General features: G+C 72.6%; 18 protein-coding genes and 1 riboswitch. Of the genes, 14 read left to right on the top strand and 4 right to left on the bottom strand.

The window, feature by feature from the left end; genetic code table 11:
- Positions 1 to 109: 109 nt before the first annotated feature.
- The 10 genes from dcd to H9641_RS03350 all read left to right on the top strand — a co-directional run bounded on the left by dcd (position 110) and on the right by H9641_RS03350 (position 10,794).
- Positions 110 to 685 carry a dCTP deaminase gene (dcd, locus tag H9641_RS03395; RefSeq protein ID WP_056652708.1) on the top strand — a complete coding sequence of 192 codons (576 nt, stop codon included), beginning with the start codon at positions 110 to 112 and terminating at the stop codon, positions 683 to 685.
- A gap of 65 nt (positions 686 to 750) precedes the next feature.
- The gene (locus H9641_RS03390; protein WP_191801017.1) at positions 751 to 1,842 is read left to right on the top strand and encodes a hypothetical protein; all 1,092 of its coding nucleotides are present in this window, start codon (positions 751 to 753) and stop codon (positions 1,840 to 1,842) included.
- A gap of 141 nt (positions 1,843 to 1,983) precedes the next feature.
- Positions 1,984 to 2,619 (top strand): PadR family transcriptional regulator, encoded by a 636-nt coding sequence (locus tag H9641_RS03385; protein WP_191801015.1) that lies wholly within the window; start codon positions 1,984 to 1,986, stop codon positions 2,617 to 2,619.
- Positions 2,620 to 2,877: 258 nt separating this feature from the next.
- Entirely contained in the window at positions 2,878 to 5,946 is a 3,069-nt protein-coding gene (locus H9641_RS03380; RefSeq protein WP_191801013.1) for a Na+/H+ antiporter subunit A, read from the top strand.
- An 89-nt stretch (positions 5,947 to 6,035) separates the two neighbouring features.
- Complete coding sequence (locus H9641_RS03375) at positions 6,036 to 6,587, top strand: Na(+)/H(+) antiporter subunit C (protein WP_191801159.1); 552 nt, start codon at positions 6,036 to 6,038, stop codon at positions 6,585 to 6,587.
- Positions 6,584 to 8,161: a Na+/H+ antiporter subunit D gene (locus H9641_RS03370; protein ID WP_191801011.1), complete on the top strand. Its 1,578-nt coding sequence runs from the start codon at positions 6,584 to 6,586 to the stop codon at positions 8,159 to 8,161. Before H9641_RS03375 ends, H9641_RS03370 begins: the two co-directional genes overlap by 4 nt.
- Positions 8,158 to 8,841, top strand: a complete 684-nt coding sequence (locus H9641_RS03365) for a Na+/H+ antiporter subunit E (RefSeq protein WP_191801009.1) — start codon at positions 8,158 to 8,160, stop codon at positions 8,839 to 8,841. Before H9641_RS03370 ends, H9641_RS03365 begins: the two co-directional genes overlap by 4 nt.
- Positions 8,838 to 9,293, top strand: coding sequence for a monovalent cation/H+ antiporter complex subunit F (locus tag H9641_RS03360; protein ID WP_191801007.1), 456 nt, complete (start codon positions 8,838 to 8,840; stop codon positions 9,291 to 9,293). Before H9641_RS03365 ends, H9641_RS03360 begins: the two co-directional genes overlap by 4 nt.
- Complete coding sequence (gene mnhG, locus H9641_RS03355) at positions 9,290 to 9,718, top strand: monovalent cation/H(+) antiporter subunit G (RefSeq protein WP_191801005.1); 429 nt, start codon at positions 9,290 to 9,292, stop codon at positions 9,716 to 9,718. Before H9641_RS03360 ends, mnhG begins: the two co-directional genes overlap by 4 nt.
- A 65-nt stretch (positions 9,719 to 9,783) precedes the next feature.
- Positions 9,784 to 10,794, top strand: a complete 1,011-nt coding sequence (locus tag H9641_RS03350; protein ID WP_191801003.1) for a cation diffusion facilitator family transporter — start codon at positions 9,784 to 9,786, stop codon at positions 10,792 to 10,794.
- Between the two features lie 25 nt (positions 10,795 to 10,819).
- On the opposite strand, the gene H9641_RS03345 is transcribed toward H9641_RS03350, so the two are convergent.
- Positions 10,820 to 11,779, bottom strand: a complete 960-nt coding sequence (locus H9641_RS03345; RefSeq protein ID WP_191801001.1) for an alpha/beta hydrolase — start codon at positions 11,777 to 11,779, stop codon at positions 10,820 to 10,822.
- 189 nt (positions 11,780 to 11,968) lie between these two features.
- Positions 11,969 to 12,529, bottom strand: a complete 561-nt coding sequence (locus H9641_RS03340; protein WP_191800999.1) for a hypothetical protein — start codon at positions 12,527 to 12,529, stop codon at positions 11,969 to 11,971.
- Between the two features lie 285 nt (positions 12,530 to 12,814).
- Here H9641_RS03340 and clpB point away from each other — a divergent pair, with 285 nt between their 5' ends.
- From clpB to thiC, 4 genes are all read left to right on the top strand, one after another.
- Complete coding sequence (gene clpB, locus H9641_RS03335; protein WP_191800997.1) at positions 12,815 to 15,430, top strand: ATP-dependent chaperone ClpB; 2,616 nt, start codon at positions 12,815 to 12,817, stop codon at positions 15,428 to 15,430.
- 202 nt (positions 15,431 to 15,632) lie between these two features.
- Positions 15,633 to 16,703: a CAP domain-containing protein gene (locus H9641_RS03330; protein ID WP_191800995.1), complete on the top strand. Its 1,071-nt coding sequence runs from the start codon at positions 15,633 to 15,635 to the stop codon at positions 16,701 to 16,703.
- Positions 16,704 to 16,771: 68 nt separating this feature from the next.
- Positions 16,772 to 17,755 (top strand): diacylglycerol/lipid kinase family protein, encoded by a 984-nt coding sequence (locus tag H9641_RS03325; RefSeq protein WP_191800993.1) that lies wholly within the window; start codon positions 16,772 to 16,774, stop codon positions 17,753 to 17,755.
- A 176-nt stretch (positions 17,756 to 17,931) separates the two neighbouring features.
- Positions 17,932 to 18,041: riboswitch (TPP riboswitch) on the top strand.
- Positions 18,032 to 19,795, top strand: coding sequence for a phosphomethylpyrimidine synthase ThiC (thiC, locus tag H9641_RS03320; RefSeq protein WP_225219876.1), 1,764 nt, complete (start codon positions 18,032 to 18,034; stop codon positions 19,793 to 19,795). (Overlaps the previous riboswitch by 10 nt.)
- Before the next feature lie 65 nt (positions 19,796 to 19,860).
- Here thiC and H9641_RS03315 read toward each other — a convergent pair whose 3' ends face one another.
- Both H9641_RS03315 and H9641_RS20580 read right to left on the bottom strand, forming a co-directional pair.
- A complete protein-coding gene (locus tag H9641_RS03315) occupies positions 19,861 to 20,523 on the bottom strand; it encodes a response regulator (protein WP_191800991.1) in 663 nt (220 codons plus the stop codon).
- Positions 20,520 to 21,926, bottom strand: a complete 1,407-nt coding sequence (locus tag H9641_RS20580; protein WP_191800989.1) for a sensor histidine kinase — start codon at positions 21,924 to 21,926, stop codon at positions 20,520 to 20,522. Before H9641_RS20580 ends, H9641_RS03315 begins: the two co-directional genes overlap by 4 nt.
- Positions 21,927 to 21,944 lie beyond the last annotated feature (18 nt).

Here is a 21,944-nt window from a genome sequence, read left to right as displayed (position 1 = left end):
GTCCGGCCTCCGGGGTACCGGCCCATGCCCGCCCGACCCTCGACCGCGTCCCCGAAGACCTCCCCGGACCGCCTCCCGGCGCCCGCCCGGCGCGGAGTACCGTTGCCCCGTGCTCCTCTCCGACCGCGACATCACTGCCGAGATCGACGCCCAGCGGGTCCGCCTCGACCCCTACGACCCCGCGATGCTCCAGCCGTCGAGCATCGACGTGCGGCTGGACAAGTTCTTCCGGCTGTTCGACAACCACAAGTACCCGTTCATCGACCCGTCGACGGACCAGCCGGACCTGACGCGCCTCGTCGAGGTCGAGCCGGGCGAGCCGTTCATCCTGCACCCGGGCGAGTTCGTCCTGGGCGCGACCTACGAGCAGGTGTCCCTGCCCGACGACGTCGCGGCCCGCCTCGAGGGCAAGTCCTCCCTGGGCCGCCTCGGGCTCCTCACGCACTCCACGGCCGGTTTCATCGACCCTGGTTTCAGCGGTCACGTGACGCTCGAGCTGAGCAACGTCGCGACGCTCCCCATCACGTTGTGGCCGGGCATGAAGATCGGCCAGCTGTGCTTCTTCCGGCTGTCGTCGGCGTCGGAGCACCCCTACGGCTCGTCGATCTATGGTTCTCGGTACCAGGGTCAGCGGGGCCCCACGGCCTCGCGTTCCTGGCAGAACTTCCACCGCACCGACGTGTGATCCCCAGCCGGCTCACCCGAGCCCGCCAGATCGGACGTTCTCACCGCAGAGAGGCTGACACCACCGTGTCCCAGGCGCCCAGCTCGACCCTCCAACCGTTCCCCGCGTCGTCGGCGCAGGGCCACCAGGCGCGGCACCTGCTCGCGCTGCCGGGGGACGTCGAGATCGACGAGGTCGAGACCCTTGCCGTGTCCAGGTTCGCCGGGGCGCGGTGGGACGTGGCGCCGTCGGGCACGGATCCCCTGACGCCGGCGCCCCGCACGGCCAGGCCGGGGGAGCCCGGTGTCCTGCGCACCTCGCGGCACTCGACGCTCACGGGGCCCTACTCGCCGTGGTCGGCGGACGGGAGCAACCCGGGTCTGCCGCCCGGCACGGAGCAGGTGTACGACGTCGTGTGCCCGCGCGAGCGGGGCGACGTCCCGTTCCCCGGTGGTGGGGACCGCGACGGCGTCGGGCGCGCTTTCCCCGCGGGCCTGCCCACCCGCGAGGAGGAGCGCGTCATCGCGTGGCTCGTCGAGGTCGCACGCCGCCTGGGCGGCTCGATCCGGGTGGACGCGGGCAACCCGGCGGCGCCCGCGGTCGTGCTGACCCCGGACCCGGGGGTCGCTGTCGACATGTCCGTGTTCTCGGACGTGTGGCTCGACCCTGAGGCCGCGCTCGCGGTCGTCTCGAACGTCCACCCGCGCGTGGTGCTCGCGACCGAGGGGCGCGCGTACGGGGGCCCGCCCCAGGGCATCGGCGAGCTGCCGCTGTACCGGGGCGAGAAGATGGACCCCGAGCTGCGGCGCGCGCTGCACGCCCAGGCCGATGACATCGACATCGCGGCGCTGACGAGCGGCAAGGTGCTCGACGGCTACGGCCTGATCATCGACATGGGGGTCGACGGCCTGGTGGCCGTGGAGATCGGCGGCGAGGAGCAGCTCCCGCTCCTGCTGCGCAACCTCCCGTGGGCCTCGCAGGGCGCGGTGGCCTACCGGTTGCGCTGGGAGCCGCGCGACCTGGTCGAGGCGCAGACGGAGTCGCCGTCGTTCGAGCTGAAGATCGCGCGCAAGCGCGCGGCCGAGCTGATCGCGAACGTGACGCGTGCGCTCTACGCCGCGGTCGGTGGCGAGATCGCCGACGAGGCCGACTTCCTCGTGGACCCGCAGGACATCTGAGCAGGGGGTGCGGGCCGGGCGGGCCCGCACCCCGCCACCGACCCGCCCGCTCCCCGGCCCGGAGCGTGGTTGCGCTCCCAGAGGGGCCGCGAATACTCTGTGCCGAGTAGTCGAAGACGGGCGAGAACGGGCGAGGCGGACATGGCAGACGACGCAGCGTCCGGCGACGGCGCCACCGCACGGCGCCGTGCGAACGCCCTGGCGCTCGCGGTCCTCGCGCAGCTCGCGGAGCGCCCCATGCACCCGTACGAGATCGCGCGCACGCTCAAGGACCGTCGCAAGGACGAGTCCGTGCGGCTCAACTACGGCTCGCTCTACTCGGTCATCACGGCGCTCGTCCGTGACGGGTTCATCGAGCCCGCCGGCACCGAGCAGGACGGGAACCGTCCGCAGCGCACCGTCTACCGGCTGACCGGCGCGGGCCGCACCGAGGTAGACGACTGGATGCGCGCCCTGCTGGGTGCGCCCGTCAAGGAGTACCCGCAGTTCATGGCGGCGCTCAGCTTCCTCCCGCTCCTGGGGCCCGACGACGTCGCGGACCTCCTGCGCACCCGTCTCGTCGCGCTGCGGGTCAAGGTCCGCAGGATCGAGGACGACCTGGAGGACCTGGACATCTCCGGCACGGACCGGCCCGAGGTGTCCGAGCTCGCCGTCGCAGACTCGCGCTACGAGCTGGCGATCCTGCGCGCCGAGCTCGCGTACACCGAGGTGCTCGTGCGGCGCATCACCGACGGGACCCTCGGAGGGATCGACGCGTGGCGGTCGGCGGCCCGCTGACCGCCGCTCCGCAGGGGTTCGGCGGCTCGCCGCGTCGTGGTCCGCTCGTGTGTTCCCGCTGAACCTGTGACATCACCCACCGATCCTCGGGGCGCCGAGTGGTCACCAAGGCCTCGTTGAACGGTAAAATACTTACCGGACCCGGTGTGTCTCCGGGCCGTCCTCTGCATGCGCGCTGTCGCGTCGTCCTGGTCGGTCCTGGCGACAGTCCCTGGTCCACGTTCTCGCCCACCCGCCCCCGACCAGGACGGAGCGGACGTGCTCTATCTGCTCGTTGCGCATCTGGCAATGGCACTCGGCGCGCCCGCACTCGTCTCGGTGCTGGGCCGCAAGGCGTTCTTGGTGATGGCCCTCGCGCCCGCCTCCGCCGCTGTCTACGCCCTCAGCTGGACCACGCGCGTCATGGACGGCGTGCACCCCACCGAGGTCACCCAGTGGGTGCCCGGGCTGGGGCTCGAGCTCGCCTTCCGCATGGACACCCTGTCCTGGCTCATGCTGCTGCTCGTGGGCGGCGTGGGCGCCCTGGTCCTCGTCTACTGCTCGGCCTACTTCTCTCCCACCGCCTCGGGCCTCGGGCGCTTCGGCGCCGTGCTCACGGCGTTCGCGGGGGCCATGGTCGGTCTCGTCACGGCCGACGACATGCTGCTCCTGTTCATCTTCTGGGAGCTCACGACGGTCTTCTCGTACCTGCTGATCGGCCACTACGCCGACCGCAAGGCGAGTCGAAGAGCCGCGATGCAGGCCATCATCGTCACGACCGCAGGCGGCCTGGCGATGCTCGTGGGCGTCGTGATCCTGGGCGTCCAGGGCGGCACCTTCCGGCTCTCGGAGATCATCGCGGACCCCCCGACGGGCGGAGCGGTGACCGCCGCGATCGTGTGCCTCCTGGCAGGCGCGGCGAGCAAGGCCGCGCTCATCCCGCTGCACTTCTGGCTCCCCGCGGCCATGGCCGCGCCCACCCCGGTCAGCGCCTACCTGCACGCCGCAGCCATGGTCAAGGCCGGCGTCTACCTCGTCGCGCGCTTCGCCCCCGCGTACTCCGACACCACGGTCTGGCGCACGATCGTCATCGTCCTGGGCGTGGGCACGCTGCTCGTGGGCGGTTACCGGGCGCTGCGCCAGCACGACCTCAAGCTCGTCCTGGCGTTCGGCACCGTGAGCCAGCTCGGCCTGATCGTCCTGCTCGTGGGGCTCGGGACGCGGTCCGCCGCGCTCGCCGGCCTGGCCATGATCGGCGCGCACGCCATGTTCAAGGCCTCGCTCTTCCTCGTGGTCGGCGTGGTCGACGCCGCGACGGGAACCCGTGACCTGCGCCGGTTGACGGGCGTCGGGCGAGCGCTGCCCCTGACCGCGCTCGCCGGCGCCCTCGCGACGGCCTCCATGATCGGGCTGCCGCCGCTCGCGGGCTACGTCGCCAAGGAGGCCGCGCTCGAGGCCCTCCTGCACGGCGAGGGACCCACGTGGGTCGACGCCGTCGTCCTGATCGGTGTGGTCGTGGGCTCGATGTTCACGGTCGCCTACGGCATCCGGTTCTTCTGGGGAGCGTTCGCGACCAAGAAGCACGTCGCCGCGGCAGTGGCCCGCGCCAACGAGCACGTCCGCCTCAACGCGACCGGCAAGCAGCTCGTCGCCCAACGCGGCGCGGGGTTGCCGCTGCCGGACGAAGCCCCGATCGACCCCGCACGCATCCACCGCCAGCCCGCGCTCCTCGTGTGGCCCGCCCTCGTGCTGGCGCTGCTCGGCCTCGCGGCCGCGCTCGTCCCGCACTTCGGGGAGAACCTCCTCGCGCCCTACGCCGACACCTATCCCGCGGGTGAGCCGGGGCACCTGACCCTGTGGGCCGGGTTCACGCCGGCGCTGGGGCTCACGGTCCTCATCCTCGCGGTCGGTGCCCTGCTGTTCTGGCAGCGCAAGGCCGTCGAGCGGTTCCAGGCATCGCTCTGGACCGGCCCGGAGGCCGACCGCACCTACCGGCGGATCATGCGCCGCCTCGACGAGGTGGCGGCCGACGTCACCGCGGTCACGCAGCGTGGTTCGCTGCCGTTCTACCTCGGCGCGATCCTCGTCGTGCTCGTCGTCGGGCCCGGCCTCCTGATGTTCATCGGCGGGCAGTGGCCCGAGCAGGTCAAGGCGTGGGACCGCCCGGCCCAGGTCGCCGCGGTCGCGGCCATCTGCGTCGCGTCCATCCTCGCGGCGCGCTCGCGCCGTCGCCTCAAGGCTGTGATCCTCGTGGGCATCGCGGGCTACGGCAACGCCATGCTGTTCCTGCTGCACGGTGCCCCCGACCTCGCGCTCACGCAGGTGCTCGTCGAGACCATCACCCTCGTGGTCATGGTCCTGGTGCTCCGCAGGCTCCCCCCGTACTTCTCCAACCGGCCGCTCGCGACGTCGCGCTGGGTGCGGCTGGTCCTGGGCGTCGCGGTGGGCGTGGTCATGATGGGCTTCGCCCTCACGGTCCCGCTCGCCCGCGTGGCGAGCCCCATCTCGCTCGACTTCCCGGCCGAGGCGTTCATCCACGGCTACGGCAAGAACATCGTCAACGTGACCCTCGTGGACATCCGCGCCTGGGACACCATGGGCGAGATCTCGGTGCTGCTCGTCGCGGCGACCGGTGTCGCGTCCCTGGTCTTCCTGCGGACCCGCAGCGGCGAGATCCTGCGCGAGCGCAACGCGACGTCGTCGGGCGCCGCGACCCCCGGCATCTGGGCCAACGAGGAGGACCCGGGCGCCGCGCTGCGCCGCCGCGGCGTCGACGAGGCGGCCGCCGAGGGCAAGCAGCCACGCATGCTCGTGTGGCTGAGCGCAGGGCGCACGCTCGCTCCGCAGCGACGCTCGGTCATCTTCGAGGTCGTCACGCGCGTGCTCTTCCACTCGATGATCGTGTTCGCGATCTTCCTGCTCTTCTCGGGGCACAACGCCCCCGGTGGCGGGTTCGCGGCCGGCCTCGTGGTCGGGATCGCGCTCATCGTGCGCTACCTCGCGGGCGGACGCTACGAGCTGGGCGAGGCCGCACCGGTCCACCCGGGCCTGCTGCTGGGCACGGGGCTGTTCCTGTCCGTGGGGGTGGGGCTGATCGGCCTGATCATGGGCGGGAGCGTGCTGCAGAGCGTCGCGATCGACCTGACGCTCCCGCTCGTCGGGACGATCCACCTGGTCACGTCGCTGTTCTTCGACATCGGGGTGTTCCTCGTGGTCGTCGGCCTGGTCCTCGACATCCTGCGCACGCTCGGTGCCGAGATCGACCGCCACGGCGAGGCCGCGGCCCGGGAGGACGCGGGGCCCATGGAAGCGATGGAACCGGACCAGATCGGAGGGGGGCGACGATGAGCTCGACGAACCACCTGCTCGCGCCGCTCCTGCTGCCGGCTGCCGACATCGACCCGGCAGAGGTCGCACGGACCACCGACAGCATCGACATGACCCCCAGCCTCATCCTGGTCCTGGCGATCGGCGTCCTGTTCGCGACGGGCGTCTACCTGCTCCTCGAGCGCAGCCTGACGCGCGTGCTCATCGGCTTCATCCTGATCGGCAACGGCGCGAACCTCATGTTCCTCGTCGCGGGGGGACGCGCCGGTGGCGCACCGATCATCGGGCAGACCGCGCCGGCCCAGATGAGCGACCCGCTCGTCCAGGCCATGGTCCTGACCGCGATCGTCATCACCCTGGGCCTCACGGCCTTCGTGCTCGCCATGGCCTACCGGTCGTGGCAGCTGCACGGCCACGACGAGGTGCAGGACGACCTCGAGGACCGCCGCGTCGCGCGCCATGCCGCGCGCAACGCCCCGGCGTTCGAGGACAGCGACACCGAGGAGAGCGGAGCAACCCTGGACGACGAGGCCGCCGAGGTCTACGACGAGACCGACGGCGACGGCGACGGGGAGACCGACGCGCGCGACGGGAACCGACCCGCGCCGGACAAGGCACGCAGACCACGCAGACCCGGCACCGGAGGAGGTGAGGGCAGATGAGCTTCCCCTACAGCTTCGCGACCCTCGTCCCGCTGCCGGTCGTCCTGCCGCTCTTCGCGGCAGGCCTCGCCCTGGCGCTGTGGCGCCACCCGCGCGCCCAGCACATCATCTCGGTCGCCGCGCTGGCCCTGGTGCTGGCCGCGTCGATCGGCCTGCTCATCGGCGCCGACAGCGGCCCCATCGTGGTCGACGTCGGGGAGTGGGCGGCGCCCGTCGGCATCGACCTGGTCGCGGACCGGCTCTCGGCGCTCATGCTCACGGTCTCGAGCTTCGTGCTGCTGTGCGTCCTGCTCTACTCGTTGGGGCAGGGCGTGGCCGACGGGCACGACAAGGCTCCCGTCTCGATCTACCACCCGACCTACCTGGTCCTGGCCGCGGGCGTCGCCAACGCGTTCCTGTCGGGCGACCTCTTCAACCTGTACGTGGGCTTCGAGATCCTGCTCGCCGCGTCCTACGTCCTGCTGACGCTGGGCGGGACGGGGGAACGCATCCGCGCGGGGTCCATCTACGTGGTCGTCGCGCTGCTGTCGTCGGTCATCTTCCTCGTGGCGATCGCGCTCACCTACGCCGCGACGGGCACGGTCAACCTGGCGCAGCTCGCCGAGCGGCTCCCCGACGTGGACCCCGGGGTCCGCATGACGCTGCAGCTCCTGCTGCTGCTCGCGTTCGGGATCAAGGCGGCGATCTTCCCGCTCTCGGCCTGGCTCCCCGACTCCTACCCGACCGCGCCGGCCCCGGTCACCGCGGTGTTCGCGGGGCTGCTCACCAAGGTGGGCGTCTACGCGATCATCCGCACCCAGACGCTCCTGTTCCCGGACAACCGGCTCGACACCGTGCTCATGTGGCTCGCGCTGGCGACCATGGTGATCGGGATCCTGGGCGCCGTGGCGCAGAACGACATCAAACGTCTGCTGTCGTTCACCCTGGTCAGCCACATCGGGTACATGATCTTCGGCATCGCGATGGCCTCGGAGGCCGGGATGGCGGCGTCGATCTTCTACGTCGTGCACCACATCACCGTCCAGACGACGCTGTTCCTCGTCGTCGGGCTCATCGAGCGGCGGGGCGGGTCCACGTCGCTCGACAAGCTGGGCGGCCTCGCGAAGATCGCGCCGGGGCTCGCGATCCTGTTCTTCGTCCCCGCGATGAACCTCGCGGGCATCCCGCCGTTGTCGGGCTTCCTCGGCAAGGTCGGTCTGCTCCAGGAGGGCGTGGCCCAGGGCACGCCGCTCACGTGGGCGCTCGTGGTGGGCAGCGTCGTGACCTCGCTCCTGACGCTCTACGCGATCGTCAAGGCGTGGAACAAGGCGTTCTGGCAGACGGCCCCGGTCGAGCTCCCGTCGACGGGCACACCGCGCGGCATGGTCGGGCCCACGACGGCGCTCGTCGCGTTCGGTCTGGCCCTCACGTTCGCCGCGGGCCCGCTCTACTCGTACGCCGAACGGGCCGCAGGGAACCTCATGCAACCCTCGACGTACGTCGACGCCGTCTTCCCGGACGACTCGGGGCGCGGGCAGGGAGTGTCGAGCGACCTCGTCGAAGAGGAGCAGCAGCAGGGAGGTGACGACTCATGAGCCTGCACCGTCGGAGAGGACCGCTCGCGGGCGGCTGGTTCGGCCGCCTCACCGCGCAGTGGCGCACCGTCCTCTGGTTGACCGTCGTCTGGGTCATGCTCTGGGGCGACCTGTCCTGGGGCAACGTCATCGCGGGCGTCATCATCGCGAGCCTGCTCATCACCTTCATGCCGCTGCCGTCCATCGCGACGAGCGGGACGGTCCGTCCCTGGCCCCTGCTCGTGCTGATGTCCCGGTTCGTCGCCGACCTCGTGGTCGCCTCGTTCCAGGTGAGCATGCAGGCCTTCCGGTTCCACCACACCCCGCACGGGGCCGTGGTCGGGGTCAGGCTCCGCAACCCCTCGGACATCTACATGACCATCACGGCCGAGCTCAGCTCGCTCGTGCCCGGCTCGCTCGTCATCGAGGCGCACCGGCTCACGGGCATGCTCTACCTGCACGTGCTCGACCTCGACGCCGCGGGAGGCGCCGACAAGGTGCGTCAGGACACGCTCGACCTCGAGGCGCGCGTGCTGCGCGCGTTCGCGTCCAACGAGGAGCTCCAGTCCGCGGGGCTGTACCACCTCCCGGGCGAGGCGCCCGTGCCCGCGGGAGCGGCGCCGTCGGGCACCTCGACCACGGGGGGACCCGGGGAGCGCCGAGCCGACCGACGCACCGACCGACGGGAGGGGAAGCGATGATCGTCGTCGTCCTGATCTGCGCAGTGCTCCTCGCCGCCGCCGCGACGCTCGCCGTCGTCCGGGCCGAGAAGGGCCCGTCGATGCTCGACCGCACCATCGCGCTCGACGTCTTCACGACCACGCTCGTCGGGACCATCGCGCTCGAGGCCGCCTGGTCCCGGCGCACCGAGACCATCCCGATCCTCGTCGTGCTCTCGCTCGTGGGCTTCGTCGGGTCCGTGACCATCGCGCGCTTCGCGTCCGTCGAGCCCGAGGGCGAGCGGCGCATCAAGACCCGCGAGGAGATCGCGGCCGAGGAGGCCGAGCGGCTCGCTGCCGAGGACGACGAGCGGGACAAGGCCGCCGACCCCGAGCACGGCGCGGAGCACGAGCCCGACGATCCCGCGGAGGCAGATGCCGCCGCGGCCCCCGAGGTCGACGGCACGACCGGACCCGAGGAGGCACGCTCATGAGCTGGACCGTGGTGGCCGACGTCGTGGCGGCGATCTTCCTCCTGTGCGGGGCGTTCCTGGCGTTCGCCGCAGGAGTCGGCGTCGTGCGGTTCCCAGACCTGCTGGCGCGCATGCACGCCGCGACCAAGCCCCAGGTCCTGGGCCTGATCCTGGTCCTCATCGCGCTCGCGCTGCGGCTGCGCAGCTGGTCGGCCGTGGGCATGCTCGTGCTCGTCGTGATCTTCCAGCTCATGACGTCGCCCGTCGCCGCGCACATGGTCGGTCGCGCGGGCTACCGGACCGGGAAGGTGCGTCCGGACCTGCTGGTGCTCGACGACCTCACGGCCGACCAGGAGGCCGCCGACCGCGAGAAGGACGAGGCCGACCGGGACGCGGCCCGGGCCGCGTCGGACCCGCCCGCCGGGGGGAACGCTCCCCGGGAGTGACGCACCGGCCCGCCGAGGGGAGGCGTCCCCGCGCGCTGCTCGGGGTCCGGTGATAGACCCGCTACATGACCTCGTCGCCTCAGCCGCCCTCGTCGTCCCCCGTCGCCGACAGTCCCCGCGTCGTCAAGACCGAGGAGCACGCCGAGAGCGCACTCACGGTGATCGTCGCGTTCGGGGCGAACCTGCTCATCGCGGTGGCCAAGTCGGGGGCTGCGGTCATCACGGGCTCGGCGTCGATGGTCGCCGAGGCGGTGCACTCGTGGGCCGACACGGGCAACGAGGTGTTCCTGCTCCTCGCGAACAAGCGCTCGCGCAAGCCCGCGGACCACGACCACCCGCTGGGGTTCGGGCGCGAGGCGTACGTGTGGTCGATGTTCGCGGCGCTCGGGCTGTTCGCCGTGGGCGCGGGAGTCTCGATCACGCACGGCATCCAGGAGCTCGTCCACCCGGAGCCCGCCGACGACTTCGGGGTCGCCTACGCGGTCCTGGCGCTCGCGTTCGTGCTCGAGGGGACGTCGTTCCTCCAGGCGAACCGTCAGGCGCGCAAGGAGGCCAAGGCGGCCGAGCGCGACCTGCTCCAGCACGTCCTGGTCACGTCCGACCCGACGTTGCGGGCCGTGTTCGCCGAGGACGCCGCGGCGCTCATGGGGCTCGTCGTGGCGTTCGTCGGGATCTTCCTCCATCAGGTCACGGGGTCGCCCGTCCCGGACGCGATCGGCTCGATCGTCGTCGGGCTGATCCTCGGTGTCATCTCGTGGATCCTCATCGACCGCAACCGCCGCTTCCTCGTGGGCGAGCCTGCGGGGGCCGCGACGCGCGACGCGGCGCTGCGCGAGCTGCTCGCCGACCCCGAGGTCGAACGGGTGACCTACCTGCGTCTGGAGTACGTGGGTCCGCGCTCGCTCTACCTGGTCGCGAGCGTCGACCTCGTGGGTGACGCCGACGAGCACGTGGTCGCCGAGCGCATCGACGCGCTCGAGCGTCGTGCGACCGCGGCCCCGGTGATCGCCGGGGCCGTGATCTCGGTGTCCCCGGCGAGCGAGCCGTCGCTCGTGCCGTCGGACGAGCCGAGATAGCGCGGGTGGCGCGCGGCGCGCCTCGTCAGGCGGGCAGCCGCGCGTCCAGCCAGCCGAGCACCTCGTCGAGGAACACGCTGCGCGCGGGCTCGGGAGACAGCACCAGGTCGTGCGCGCCGCCCTCGATCTCCACGAGCGTCACGTCGTCACCGAGCCCGGGGGCGCGGTCCTTGATGTGCTGGACGTCCAGGACGCTGTCCGTCGTGATGACCTCGGGGTGCCAGCCCTTGTTCGGTCCGGACCGCGTCGAGGTCAGGACGAGCACGGGGCACTCGATGTGCAGACCGCGCGCGACCTGCGCGTGCCCGCGACGGATCTCGCGCAGCCAGCCGGCCCGGACGGGGAAGCCCTCGTGGGGCTTCCAGCCGAGCTCGTAGTCCCACTCGCCCCCGGTCCCGGCGTGCAGCGCCTGCCCGTAGGCGTCGTCGAGCGACCCGACCTTCAGGCGAGGGGCGAAGCGCCCGACGACGTCGATCACCCGGGTCGAGACCACGCGGTCGAACCAGCTCGAGTTGAGGTCGAACCACGGGCTGTTGAGGACGAGGGCGGCGACCTTACCCGGCCGTGCGTTGGCCCACAGGCTCGTGACGAGGCCTCCCGTCGAGTGCCCCACCACGACGAGCTCGTCGTGCCCCTCGGCCCGGATCGTGGCGGCCGCGGCGTCGAGGTCCTGTGCGTAGACGCTCAGGTCGTCGACCATGTTGGGGTCCTTGCCCGCCTCGGTCCAGTGCGCGAGCGAGCGGCCGTAGCCCCGCAGGTCGATCGCGTAGAACGCGTAGCCGTGGTCCTCGAACGCGTCCCCGAGATGGGCCTGGAAGAAGTAGTCGACGAACCCGTGGACGTACAGCACGGCCCGACGGCGTCGCTCGCCTCCCGCGGGGGGCGTCGCCTTGCGGACGAGCGTCGCGGTGTCGCCGTCGGGGAGGTCGAGCGTGCGGGCGACCCACTCGGGGCCGAGGACGTCCTGGTGCCAGCCGTTCGTCATGGTGCAGCCCTTCGCCCGCGTACTCGGGCGGTATCGCGGTGCCGCCATTGTGCCCCCCGCGGGGAGGCCTGTCAGGACGAGCGGGACCTCGAGGTCCCGCTCGTCCCGGCACGGCCGGGTGGTCACCGCGCCGTCGCGCGCGGGGCCCCGTCGGCTCGCTCACCCTGCCGAGCGGGCGAGGACCGCCGATCAGGCGGGAGGTGCAGGGCTCGCGGGAGGAGCGGGAGGGCCGGCGGGGGCCGGGGGTGCCGCGGCCGGGGCCGGACGCAGGTCCTCGCGCAGGCGCGTGGTCTCGTCGAGCTCGGAGTCGTCGGCCTGCTCGGTCCCGGGCTCGGTGACCTCTGCCGTCCAGGTCTGCGCGGGCTGCGGAGAGGCGGCCGGAGGTGCGTGCTGCGCGGGCGCGTCGGGAACCTGCGGAGCGGGTGCGTGCGGCGGGGCGAACTGCTGACCGGCAGCCGGTGCGGGCGGCGCCGGAGGTGCCGGCGGGGTCTGCTGCGGTGCGTACTGGTCGACCGGGACGGCCTGGGTCCCGACCTCGTGCGGGGGCTGCGCCGGGTACGGCGGCTGCGCCGGGTACGCAGGCTGCCCAGGGTACGGAGGCTGTGCCGGATAGCCCTCGACGGGCGCGCCGTACCCGTACGGCTGGGCGACCGGCGCCTTGCGGGGGCGCAGGAGCAGCCAGGTGACGAGCCCGATGACGACGAGCCCGAGGAGCACGATCACCACGATCGCGACGAGGACGAGGTTCACAGGGCACCCCCGGCGGTGAGGTCGGAGGGACGCTGGCCACCCGTGCGCGCCGGTGCCGTGGTGCGGTCGCCGCGGTCCGGTGCGAGGGTGGCAGAAGGTTCGAGCCGTCGTGTAGTCACGCCCCCAGCATCCCGTGGATCACGGGACGAGAAAAGGGGAACCACCCGTTGGGACGGCAGCCGTCGTGCCCGGCTGCCGACATGACGGACAGACTTGAGTGGAATAGGCTCAAGTTTGGTCGCGTTGATCCAGGTAGACCCAGACCCCAGAAGTACCGGAGACCCCATGGACACCAAGTTCACCACCATGTCCCAGCAGGCCATCGGCGAGGCGATCCAGACCGCCTCGGCCGCCGGCAACCCCCAGCTCGAACCCGTCCACCTGCTCGCCGCACTGCTCACGCAGGAGGGTGGCGTCGCCGTCGGGCTCCTCGACGCCGTGGGCGCGAACGCCCAGGCCATCGGCCAGAAGGTGCGCGCGGCGCTCGTCGCGCTGCCCACCGCGAGCGGCTCGGCCGTCGCGCAGCCGACGGCGTCGCGCGCGACGTCGACCGCCCTCGACCTGGCCTCGAAGGAGGCCCAGGGCATGGGGGACGAGTACGTCTCGACCGAGCACCTGCTCATCGGGATCGCCGCAGGTTCCTCGCCCGCCGCGCAGATCCTCACGGACGCCGGGGCGAGCGCGGACGCGCTGCGCTCGGCCCTGCCCGCGGTCCGCGGCTCGGGCCGCGTCACCAGCCCCAACCCCGAGGGCACCTACAAGGCCCTCGAGCAGTACGGCCAGGACCTCACCGCTGCCGCGGCCGAGGGCAAGCTCGACCCCGTGATCGGGCGTGACTCGGAGATCCGCCGCGTCGTGCAGGTGCTGTCGCGGCGCACCAAGAACAACCCTGTCCTGATCGGCGAGCCCGGTGTCGGCAAGACGGCGGTCGTCGAAGGCCTCGCCCAGCGCATCGTCGCGGGCGACGTCCCCGACTCGCTCAAGGGCAAGAAGCTCATCTCGCTCGACCTCGCGGCCATGGTCGCGGGAGCCAAGTACCGCGGTGAGTTCGAGGAGCGGCTCAAGGCCGTCCTGGAGGAGATCAAGTCCTCCGACGGCGAGGTCGTGACCTTCATCGACGAGCTCCACACCGTGGTCGGTGCGGGGGCCGGCGGCGAGGGCGCCATGGACGCGGGCAACATGCTCAAGCCCATGCTCGCCCGCGGCGAGCTGCGCCTGGTCGGCGCCACGACCCTCGACGAGTACCGCGAGCACATCGAGAAGGACCCGGCCCTCGAGCGCCGCTTCCAGCAGGTCTTCGTGGGCGAGCCCTCGGTCGAGGACACGGTCGCGATCCTGCGCGGGCTCAAGGAGCGCTACGAGGCGCACCACAAGGTGACGATCGCGGACTCGGCGCTCGTGGCCGCCGCCGCGCTGTCCGACCGCTACATCACGGGCCGCCAGCTCCCCGACAAGGCGATCGACCTGGTCGACGAGGCCGCGTCGCGCCTGCGCATGGAGCTCGACTCCTCGCCCGTCGAGATCGACGAGCTCCAGCGTGCCGTCACGCGCCTCGAGATGGAGGAGGTCGTGCTCTCCGAGTCCGACGACCCCGCGTCGCGCGAGCGCCTCGAGAAGCTGCGCGCCGACCTGGCCGACCGCCGCGAGGAGCTGTCCGCGCTGACCGCACGCTGGGACGCCGAGAAGGCGGGCCACAACCGCGTCGGCGACCTGCGCGCCAAGCTCGACGAGCTGCGCGTCCAGGTCGAGCGGGCCATCCGCGAGGGCGACCTCGAGACCGCGGGTCGTATCCAGTACGGCGAGATCCCGCAGCTCCAGGAGCAGCTCCAGGCCGCCGAGCAGGAGGAGGCGTCGATCGACAGCGACGAGTCCGCCACGGCGCAGCAGGCGCCGATGATCGCCGACAAGGTCGGCGCGGACGAGATCGCCGAGGTCGTGTCCGCGTGGACCGGCATCCCCGCGGGCCGCATGCTCCAGGGCGAGTCCGAGAAGCTCCTCCACATGGAGGACGTGATCGGCAAGCGCCTGATCGGGCAGAAGGCCGCGGTGGCCGCGGTGTCGGACGCCGTGCGGCGTTCGCGCGCGGGAGTGGCGGACCCCGACCGCCCCACGGGCTCGTTCCTGTTCCTCGGCCCCACGGGCGTCGGCAAGACCGAGCTCGCGAAGGCGCTCGCGGACTTCCTGTTCGACGACGAGCGCGCCATGGTGCGCATCGACATGTCGGAGTACAGCGAGAAGCACAGCGTCTCGCGCCTGGTCGGTGCCCCTCCGGGGTACGTCGGCTACGAGGAGGGCGGCCAGCTCACCGAGGCCGTGCGGCGCAGGCCGTACTCGGTCGTGCTGCTCGACGAGGTCGAGAAGGCGCACCCCGAGGTGTTCGACATCCTGCTCCAGGTGCTCGACGACGGTCGCCTGACCGACGGCCAGGGCCGCACGGTCGACTTCCGCAACGTCATCCTGGTGCTGACGTCGAACCTGGGCTCGCAGTTCCTCGTGGACCCGCTGCTCGACGACGCGGCCAAGCGTGAGGGCGTCATGTCGGCAGTGCGGGCGAGCTTCAAGCCCGAGTTCATCAACCGGCTCGACGACGTCGTGATCTTCGACCCGCTCAACCTCGACGAGCTGGGACGGATCGTGGACATCGCGGTCGACCGGCTCGGCGAGCGGCTCGCGGACCGTCGTCTGACGCTCGAGGTCACGGCCGGGGCACGCGAGTGGCTCGCGCTCGAGGGCTTCGACCCCGCATATGGAGCACGCCCGCTGCGCCGCCTGGTGCAGCGCGAGATCGGCGACCGCCTCGCGCGCAAGCTGCTCGCGGGCGAGATCGCGGACGGCGACACGATCGTGGTCGACCGCTCGCAGGTCGAGGGCGAAGGGCTCGAGCTCCGCGTCCAGCAGTGACGCCCCGGTGAGGTGCGTGCCGTCGGGCAGGGGGATCCTCCTGCCCGACGACGGCGCTCACCCCGTGCGCGGAAGGCCCGGTCCCGGAAGGGGCCGGGCCTTCGTGCGTGCGCAGCCTGGTCTCGCTCCCACGGAACGGGCATACTGGACGATCAGCCCACGTTCCGCTGACGGAAGGTCCCTCGTGCCGCTGGATTCCCCCGTGCCCGACCACCTTCCGCAGACCCGGGCCGAGCGTCGTCGCGCCGAGCAGATCGCGTCCCCGCCGTCCCGCGCCGCCCGGCGCCGACGCCGGGCCGAGGCCGTCCGCCACGCCCGCGCGGGGAGCGAGGTGCGTCGCGTGACCGCGCTGCCCCAGGTCATGGTCGTCACGCTCGGCCTCGTGGGCGGCCTGCTCGCGGTCCCGGCCGTCCAGGAGGTCGGCGGCCAGGGGCCGGGCCTCGAGCCGATCGGCGCGCGCTGGGACGCCGCGCTCGGCCGCGACGTCGACCGCGCGAGCCGGAGCGACGCCCCGCGCGGGCCGGTCCTCGCCGAGGGCGGTACGGCGCAGCCGTCGGAGTCCCCGAGGACCCAGCCGGAAACACAGGTGGCCGTCCCGGCGCCCGACGCGCCCCCGGAGCCGGCTCCCGAGCCCGCGCCCGAGGCGACCGCTCCCGCGGGCCCGCCGCAACTCGGCGCGACCGGACCCGAGGTCCAGGCGATCCAGGAGCGGCTGCAGGTGCACGGGGCCACGGTCCTGGCCGACGGCGAGTTCGGTGCGGGGACCGACCGCGCGCTGCGCACGTTCCAGGCGGCACGAGGCCTCGCGCCCGACGGTGTGGCGGGTGCCGCGACCCAGGCCGCGCTGCTCGCGGACCCTGCCCCCTCGACGGGCGGAACCGGTTCGACCGGGGGAGCTCCGTCGTCGGGCACGGGAGACATGGCTGCCGTGCTGAACCTCGTCAACGCGCACCGTGCGGCCGCGAGCTGCCCGGCCCTGCGGGCCGACGACCAGCTCGCCCGCGCCGCGACCCTGCACGCGCAGGACATGGTCGACCAGGGGTACTTCAGCCACACGCGCCTCGACGGGCGGACGTTCGGCGACCGCGTGACCGCCCAGGGGTACGCGCGGCCCGGCGGCGAGAACATCGCGGCCGGTCAGCAGACGGCCCAGGCCGTGGTCGACGCGTGGATGGCGTCCGAGGGGCACCGTGCGAACATCCTCAACTGCGACTTCACGGCGATGGGACTGGGGCGCGCGGGAAACACCTGGGTGCAGGTCTTCGGGTACTGAGGGGCGTCCGGAAGGTCCGAGGTGTCCGCTTGTCGGGCGAGCCGGTGCCCGTCGCGACATACTCAGGTGTGAACCCGTCCCACGAAGCAACGCCCGAGCCCGCCGCCCAGCAACGTCTCGACCACGCTCCGCTCCGTTCAGCGGTCATCGTCAACCCGAACCGGGTCGAGGGGCTCGACGAGCTCCGCCGGACCATCGAGGCCCAGCTCGCCGACGCGGGCTGGCCCGCCCCGGCCTGGCTCGAGACGACCGCCGAGGACCCCGGCACCGGCCAGGCCCGGCAGGCCGTCGACGACGGCGCCGAGGTCGTGTTCGTGAGCGGCGGCGACGGCACCGTGCGCGCCTGCATCGAAGGGCTCGTCGGGACCGAGGCGGCCCTCGCGGTCCTTCCCGGCGGCACGGGCAACCTCCTCGCGACCAACCTCGGCATCCCGCCGAACCCGGAGGACGGCATCCGCCTCGCGCTCGACCGAGGGCGCCGCGCCGTGGACATCGGCGAGGTCGACGGACAGGCGTTCGCCGTCATGGCGGGCATGGGGCTCGACGCCGCGATGATGGAGGACGCACCGACCGCGCTCAAGGCCAAGGCGGGTGCGCTCGCCTACGTCGTCTCGGCGTTCAAGCACCTCGCCGACGACGAGATGAAGGTCGAGGTGCGCGTCGACGACCGGCCGGCGCTGCGCCGTCGGGCGCGCAGCGTGCTCGTGGGGAACGTCGGCAAGCTCCAGGCAGGCGTCAACCTGCTGCCCGACGCCGTGCCCGACAACGGGCAGATGGACGTCGCGATCCTCGCGCCCCGCAACCTGGGCCACTGGGTCCAGCTCCTCGTCGGGGTGCTGCGTGGTCGCAGGCGCGTCCCCAACATGGAGGTGCTGCGCGGGTCACGGATCTCGGTGATCTCCGACCGGCCGCAGCCGCGCCAGCTCGACGGCGACGTGATCGAGCCGTCGAAGAAGCTCGAGGTCAGCGTGCGCGCCGGCGCGCTGTGGGTGTGCGTCTACCAGCCCGACACGTCCGACGACATCGCGGAGGGGGCACCGACGGACGGGTGATCCAGGCCAGTCGCCGAGTGCGGAGCTCTTGTGCGACACGCCCGGCGTTTCTCGCAAGAGCTCCGCACTCACGGGGAGAGGGGCGGTCGTGGGACGCGCGCGCCGGCGCCCAGCGCCGTGCGCTACGGTGGCCGCGCACCACCCAGCACACCGCACCACCAGCACGACCCACAACTCCACACACCCACGGGAGCTCGCAGCAGCGAGCTGAGAGGGCGGCTCAGCGCCGCCGACCGTTCGAACCTGTTCGGATCATGCCGACGTAGGGAGAGAGCCATGAGCTCTGAGACCGCTGTGCCCGCAACCACCGGGCCCGCCACCGCTGCACCCGCTGTGACCACCGGGTCGTCCGCGCACACCATCACGACCGGACCCATCGCGGGGTCCGTCAAGGTCCACCACCCGGTCCCGGGTGCGGAGCACCTGCGCGTCCCCGAGCGCCGCGTGCACCTGAGCAACGGCGAGCACCTGGACCTGTACGACACCTCGGGCCCGTACACCGCGTCGGACGACCCCGCGGCGTTCGACCTCGCGGGCGGCCTGCCCGCCCTGCGTGCGTCCTGGCTCCGGCCCGACGCCGCCCCCACCGAGCGCGGCACGGGTGGCGCCCGGACGCAGCTCGCCTGGGCGCGGGCCGGGGTCGTGACCGACGAGATGCGCTTCGTCGCGGCCCGCGAGGGTGTCGACGTCGAGCTCGTGCGCGACGAGGTCGCGCGGGGCAGGGCCGTGATCCCGGCCAACCGCCGCCACCCCGAGATCGAGCCCATGATCATCGGCAAGGCCTTCGGCGTGAAGATCAACGCGAACATCGGCAACTCGGCCGTGACGTCCTCGATCGAGGAGGAGGTCGAGAAGATGGTGTGGGCCGCCCGCTGGGGCGCGGACACCCTCATGGACCTCTCGACGGGCAAGGACATCCACGAGACCCGCGAGTGGGTGCTGCGCAACTCCCCGATCCCCGTGGGGACCGTGCCGCTCTACCAGGCGCTCGAGAAGGTCAAGGGCGATCCCGCGCAGCTCACGTGGGAGATCTACCGCGACACCGTGATCGAGCAGGCCGAGCAGGGCGTCGACTACATGACCGTGCACGCGGGCGTCCTCCTGCGCTACGTCCCGCTGACCGCCCGCCGCGTCACGGGCATCGTGTCCCGCGGCGGCTCGATCATGGCTGCCTGGTGCCTCGCGCACCACCAGGAGTCGTTCCTGTACACGCACTTCGCGGAGCTGTGCGAGATCCTGCGCGACTACGACGTGACGTTCTCGCTGGGAGACGGCCTGCGCCCGGGCTCGATCGCGGACGCCAACGACGCGGCCCAGTTCGCCGAGCTGCGCACGCTGGGCGAGCTGACCAAGGTCGCGAAGTCCTACGGCGTGCAGGTCATGATCGAGGGCCCGGGGCACGTCCCCATGCACAAGATCGTCGAGAACGTGCGCCTCGAGGAGGAGCTGTGCGAGGAGGCGCCGTTCTACACGCTCGGCCCGCTCGCGACCGACATCGCGCCCGCGTACGACCACATCACGTCCGCGATCGGGGCCGCGATCATCGCCCAGGCCGGGACCGCGATGCTCTGCTACGTCACGCCCAAGGAGCATCTGGGGCTGCCCGACCGCGACGACGTCAAGACGGGGGTCATCACGTACAGGATCGCGGCGCACTCAGCCGACCTCGCGAAGGGCCACCCGCGCGCGCAGCTCCGGGACGACGCGCTGTCCCGTGCCCGGTTCGAGTTCCGCTGGCACGACCAGTTCGCGCTCTCGCTCGACCCGGACACGGCCCGCGCGTTCCACGACGAGACCCTGCCGGCCGAGCCCGCCAAGACCGCGCACTTCTGCTCGATGTGCGGGCCCAAGTTCTGCTCGATGCGGATCTCGGCGGACGTGCGCGAGTACGCCGAGAAGAACGGGCTGACGTCGGTCGAGGCGATCGAGGCCGGCATGGCGGAGAAGTCGAGCGAGTTCGCGGACGCGGGCGGCCGGGTGTACCTCCCCGTGACTCCCGCCCAGCCCGTGGCGCCGAGCGAGCCCGTGGCGCCGAGGTAGAACGTTCTGCGCGAGATAGGACGCAGCGCGCACTACCTCGCGCAGGACGTTCTACCTCGGCCGGGTCACCGTGCCGACGGCGCCGCGATCCCGTGCTCGTACGCCCACACCACGAGCTGGACACGGTCGCGCATGCCCGTCTTGGTCATGATCCGGCTCAGGTGCGACTTCACGGTGCTCGCCTCGAGGAACAGCGTCGCGGCGATCTCGGCGTTCGACTGCCCGCGGCACAGCAGCGCCAAGATGTCGTGCTCGCGCGCGGTGAGCAGTCCCGAGGCGGTCTCGTCCGGCGCGGCGGGGGACCGTCGTCGGGCGAACTCGTCGATCACGCGGCGCGTGAGCGTCTGGTCGACGAGACCCTCGCCCGACGCCACGCGCCGCACCGCGTCGACCAGCACGTCGGGCTCGGCGTCCTTGAGCAGGAACCCGCTCGCCCCGGCCTCCAGGGCGCCGAACACGTAGTCGTCCAGGTCGAACGTGCTCACCACGAGCACCGGCACGGGGTCGACGACGCCCGGTCCCGCGAGCGCGCGCGTCGCCGTGATGCCGTCCCCGCCGGGCATGCGGACGTCCATGCACACGACATCGGGACGCTCCCGGCGCGCGACGCGCACGGCGTCCGTGCCGTTCGCCGCCTCGCCCACGACCTCGAAGCCTTCGCTCTCGAGGATCACGGTGAAGCCTGCGCGGACGACGGCCTGGTCGTCGACCAGCACCACTCTGGTCATGGGGCCTCCTGCCCGACGGCGGAGCCCGGCTCGTCCGCGGACGTCGCCGAGCGCACGGGGATGGTGGGGGACACGGCGTCGGCCGGCCGGGGGACCGTGAGCCGGACCCGCCAGCCGTCTCCGGGGACCGGTCCCGCGCTGAGGGTCCCGCCGACGAGGGCCGCTCGTTCGGTCATGCCGATGAGGCCGTGACCGGGAGGGGTCGGGTCGCTGGACGGGTCGGAAGGCCTGGCCGGCCCCATGGTGCTGATCGCCGCGACCGGCAACCGGTTGGTCACCGTGAGGACGAGCGCGGCCTGCTGGTAGTCGGTCACGACCTCGATCGCGCGCCCCGGCGCGTGGCGGCGCGCGTTGGTCAGCGCCTCCTGGAGCACGCGGTACACCGTGAGCTGCGCCGCGGGGGACAGGAGGAACGGCTCGCCCAGCCGCGCGTCGCGCACCTCGGCGCCCGCGCTGCGTGCGAGGTCGATCAGCTCGTCCGCGTCGTCGAGCGTGGGTTGCGGCGCGGCCGGTGCCTCCTCGTCCGGCTCGCCGGGCCCGGCCTGCGACGAGCTGCGCAGGATGCCGACGACCAGGCGGAGGTTGTCGAGCGTCTCGCGTCCCTGGGTGCGGATCCAGCGCATCGACTCCTTGGCGCGCTCGGGGTCGCGGTCGACCAGGCGCTCGGCCGCGGCCGCCTGGACGACGATCCCCGACAGGTGGTGCGCGGCGACGTCGTGCAGCTCGCGGGCCATGCGACCGCGCTCCTCCAGGACGGCCTGCGCCGCGAGCATGTCGCGCTCGCGCTCGGCCTGGGCCACGCGACCCTGGAGCTGGGCGAACAGCTCACGGCGCGTGCCGACGTACGCGCCCACGAGCGCCGAGGCCACGTACGTCAGGAGCGCGGACGCCAGCCCGCCCCAGACCTGGACCGCGACGGGCGTGGGACCCGTCGACGTGATCGGCACGGGGCCGCCGAGCACGAAGCCCAGCAGGACCTGCACGCCCGCTGCTGCCCCGGCCGCCCACAGGGCCGTGCGGCGCGGTGCGTACGCGCCGACCGAGTAGGCCGCGACGAGCGTCGCGGGCGCCTGGAACGAGACGAACGCGGGGAGCACCGGCACGAGCGCGACCTGGCCCACCACGGTCAGGGCGAGCGCGAGCAGCGGTGCCCGACGGCGCAGCGTGAGCGCCATGGCCTGCGCGACGACGATCACGATCGCTGCGACCCGTCCCCCGGTCGAGAACTGCAGGGAGTCGGGCGCGCCGTCGACCACGATGCCGAGGTCCGTCAGCGCGACCCGCTCGACGGCCAGCAGGAAGCCGACCGTGAGGACCGCGACGACCGCGCCGAGCAGGGCGTCGCGACCCGTCGCGGTGCGGATGCCGATCGCGGCGAGACGGCGGTGCAGTGCGTCGAGCACGAGGCTCCTCTCGGGTCG

This window comes from Oerskovia merdavium (assembly GCF_014836755.1).
Taxonomy (GTDB): Bacteria; Actinomycetota; Actinomycetes; order Actinomycetales; family Cellulomonadaceae; genus Oerskovia; species Oerskovia merdavium.
The sequence above is the reverse complement of the archived record's forward strand: the minus strand, read 5'-3'. Positions and strand labels throughout refer to the sequence as shown.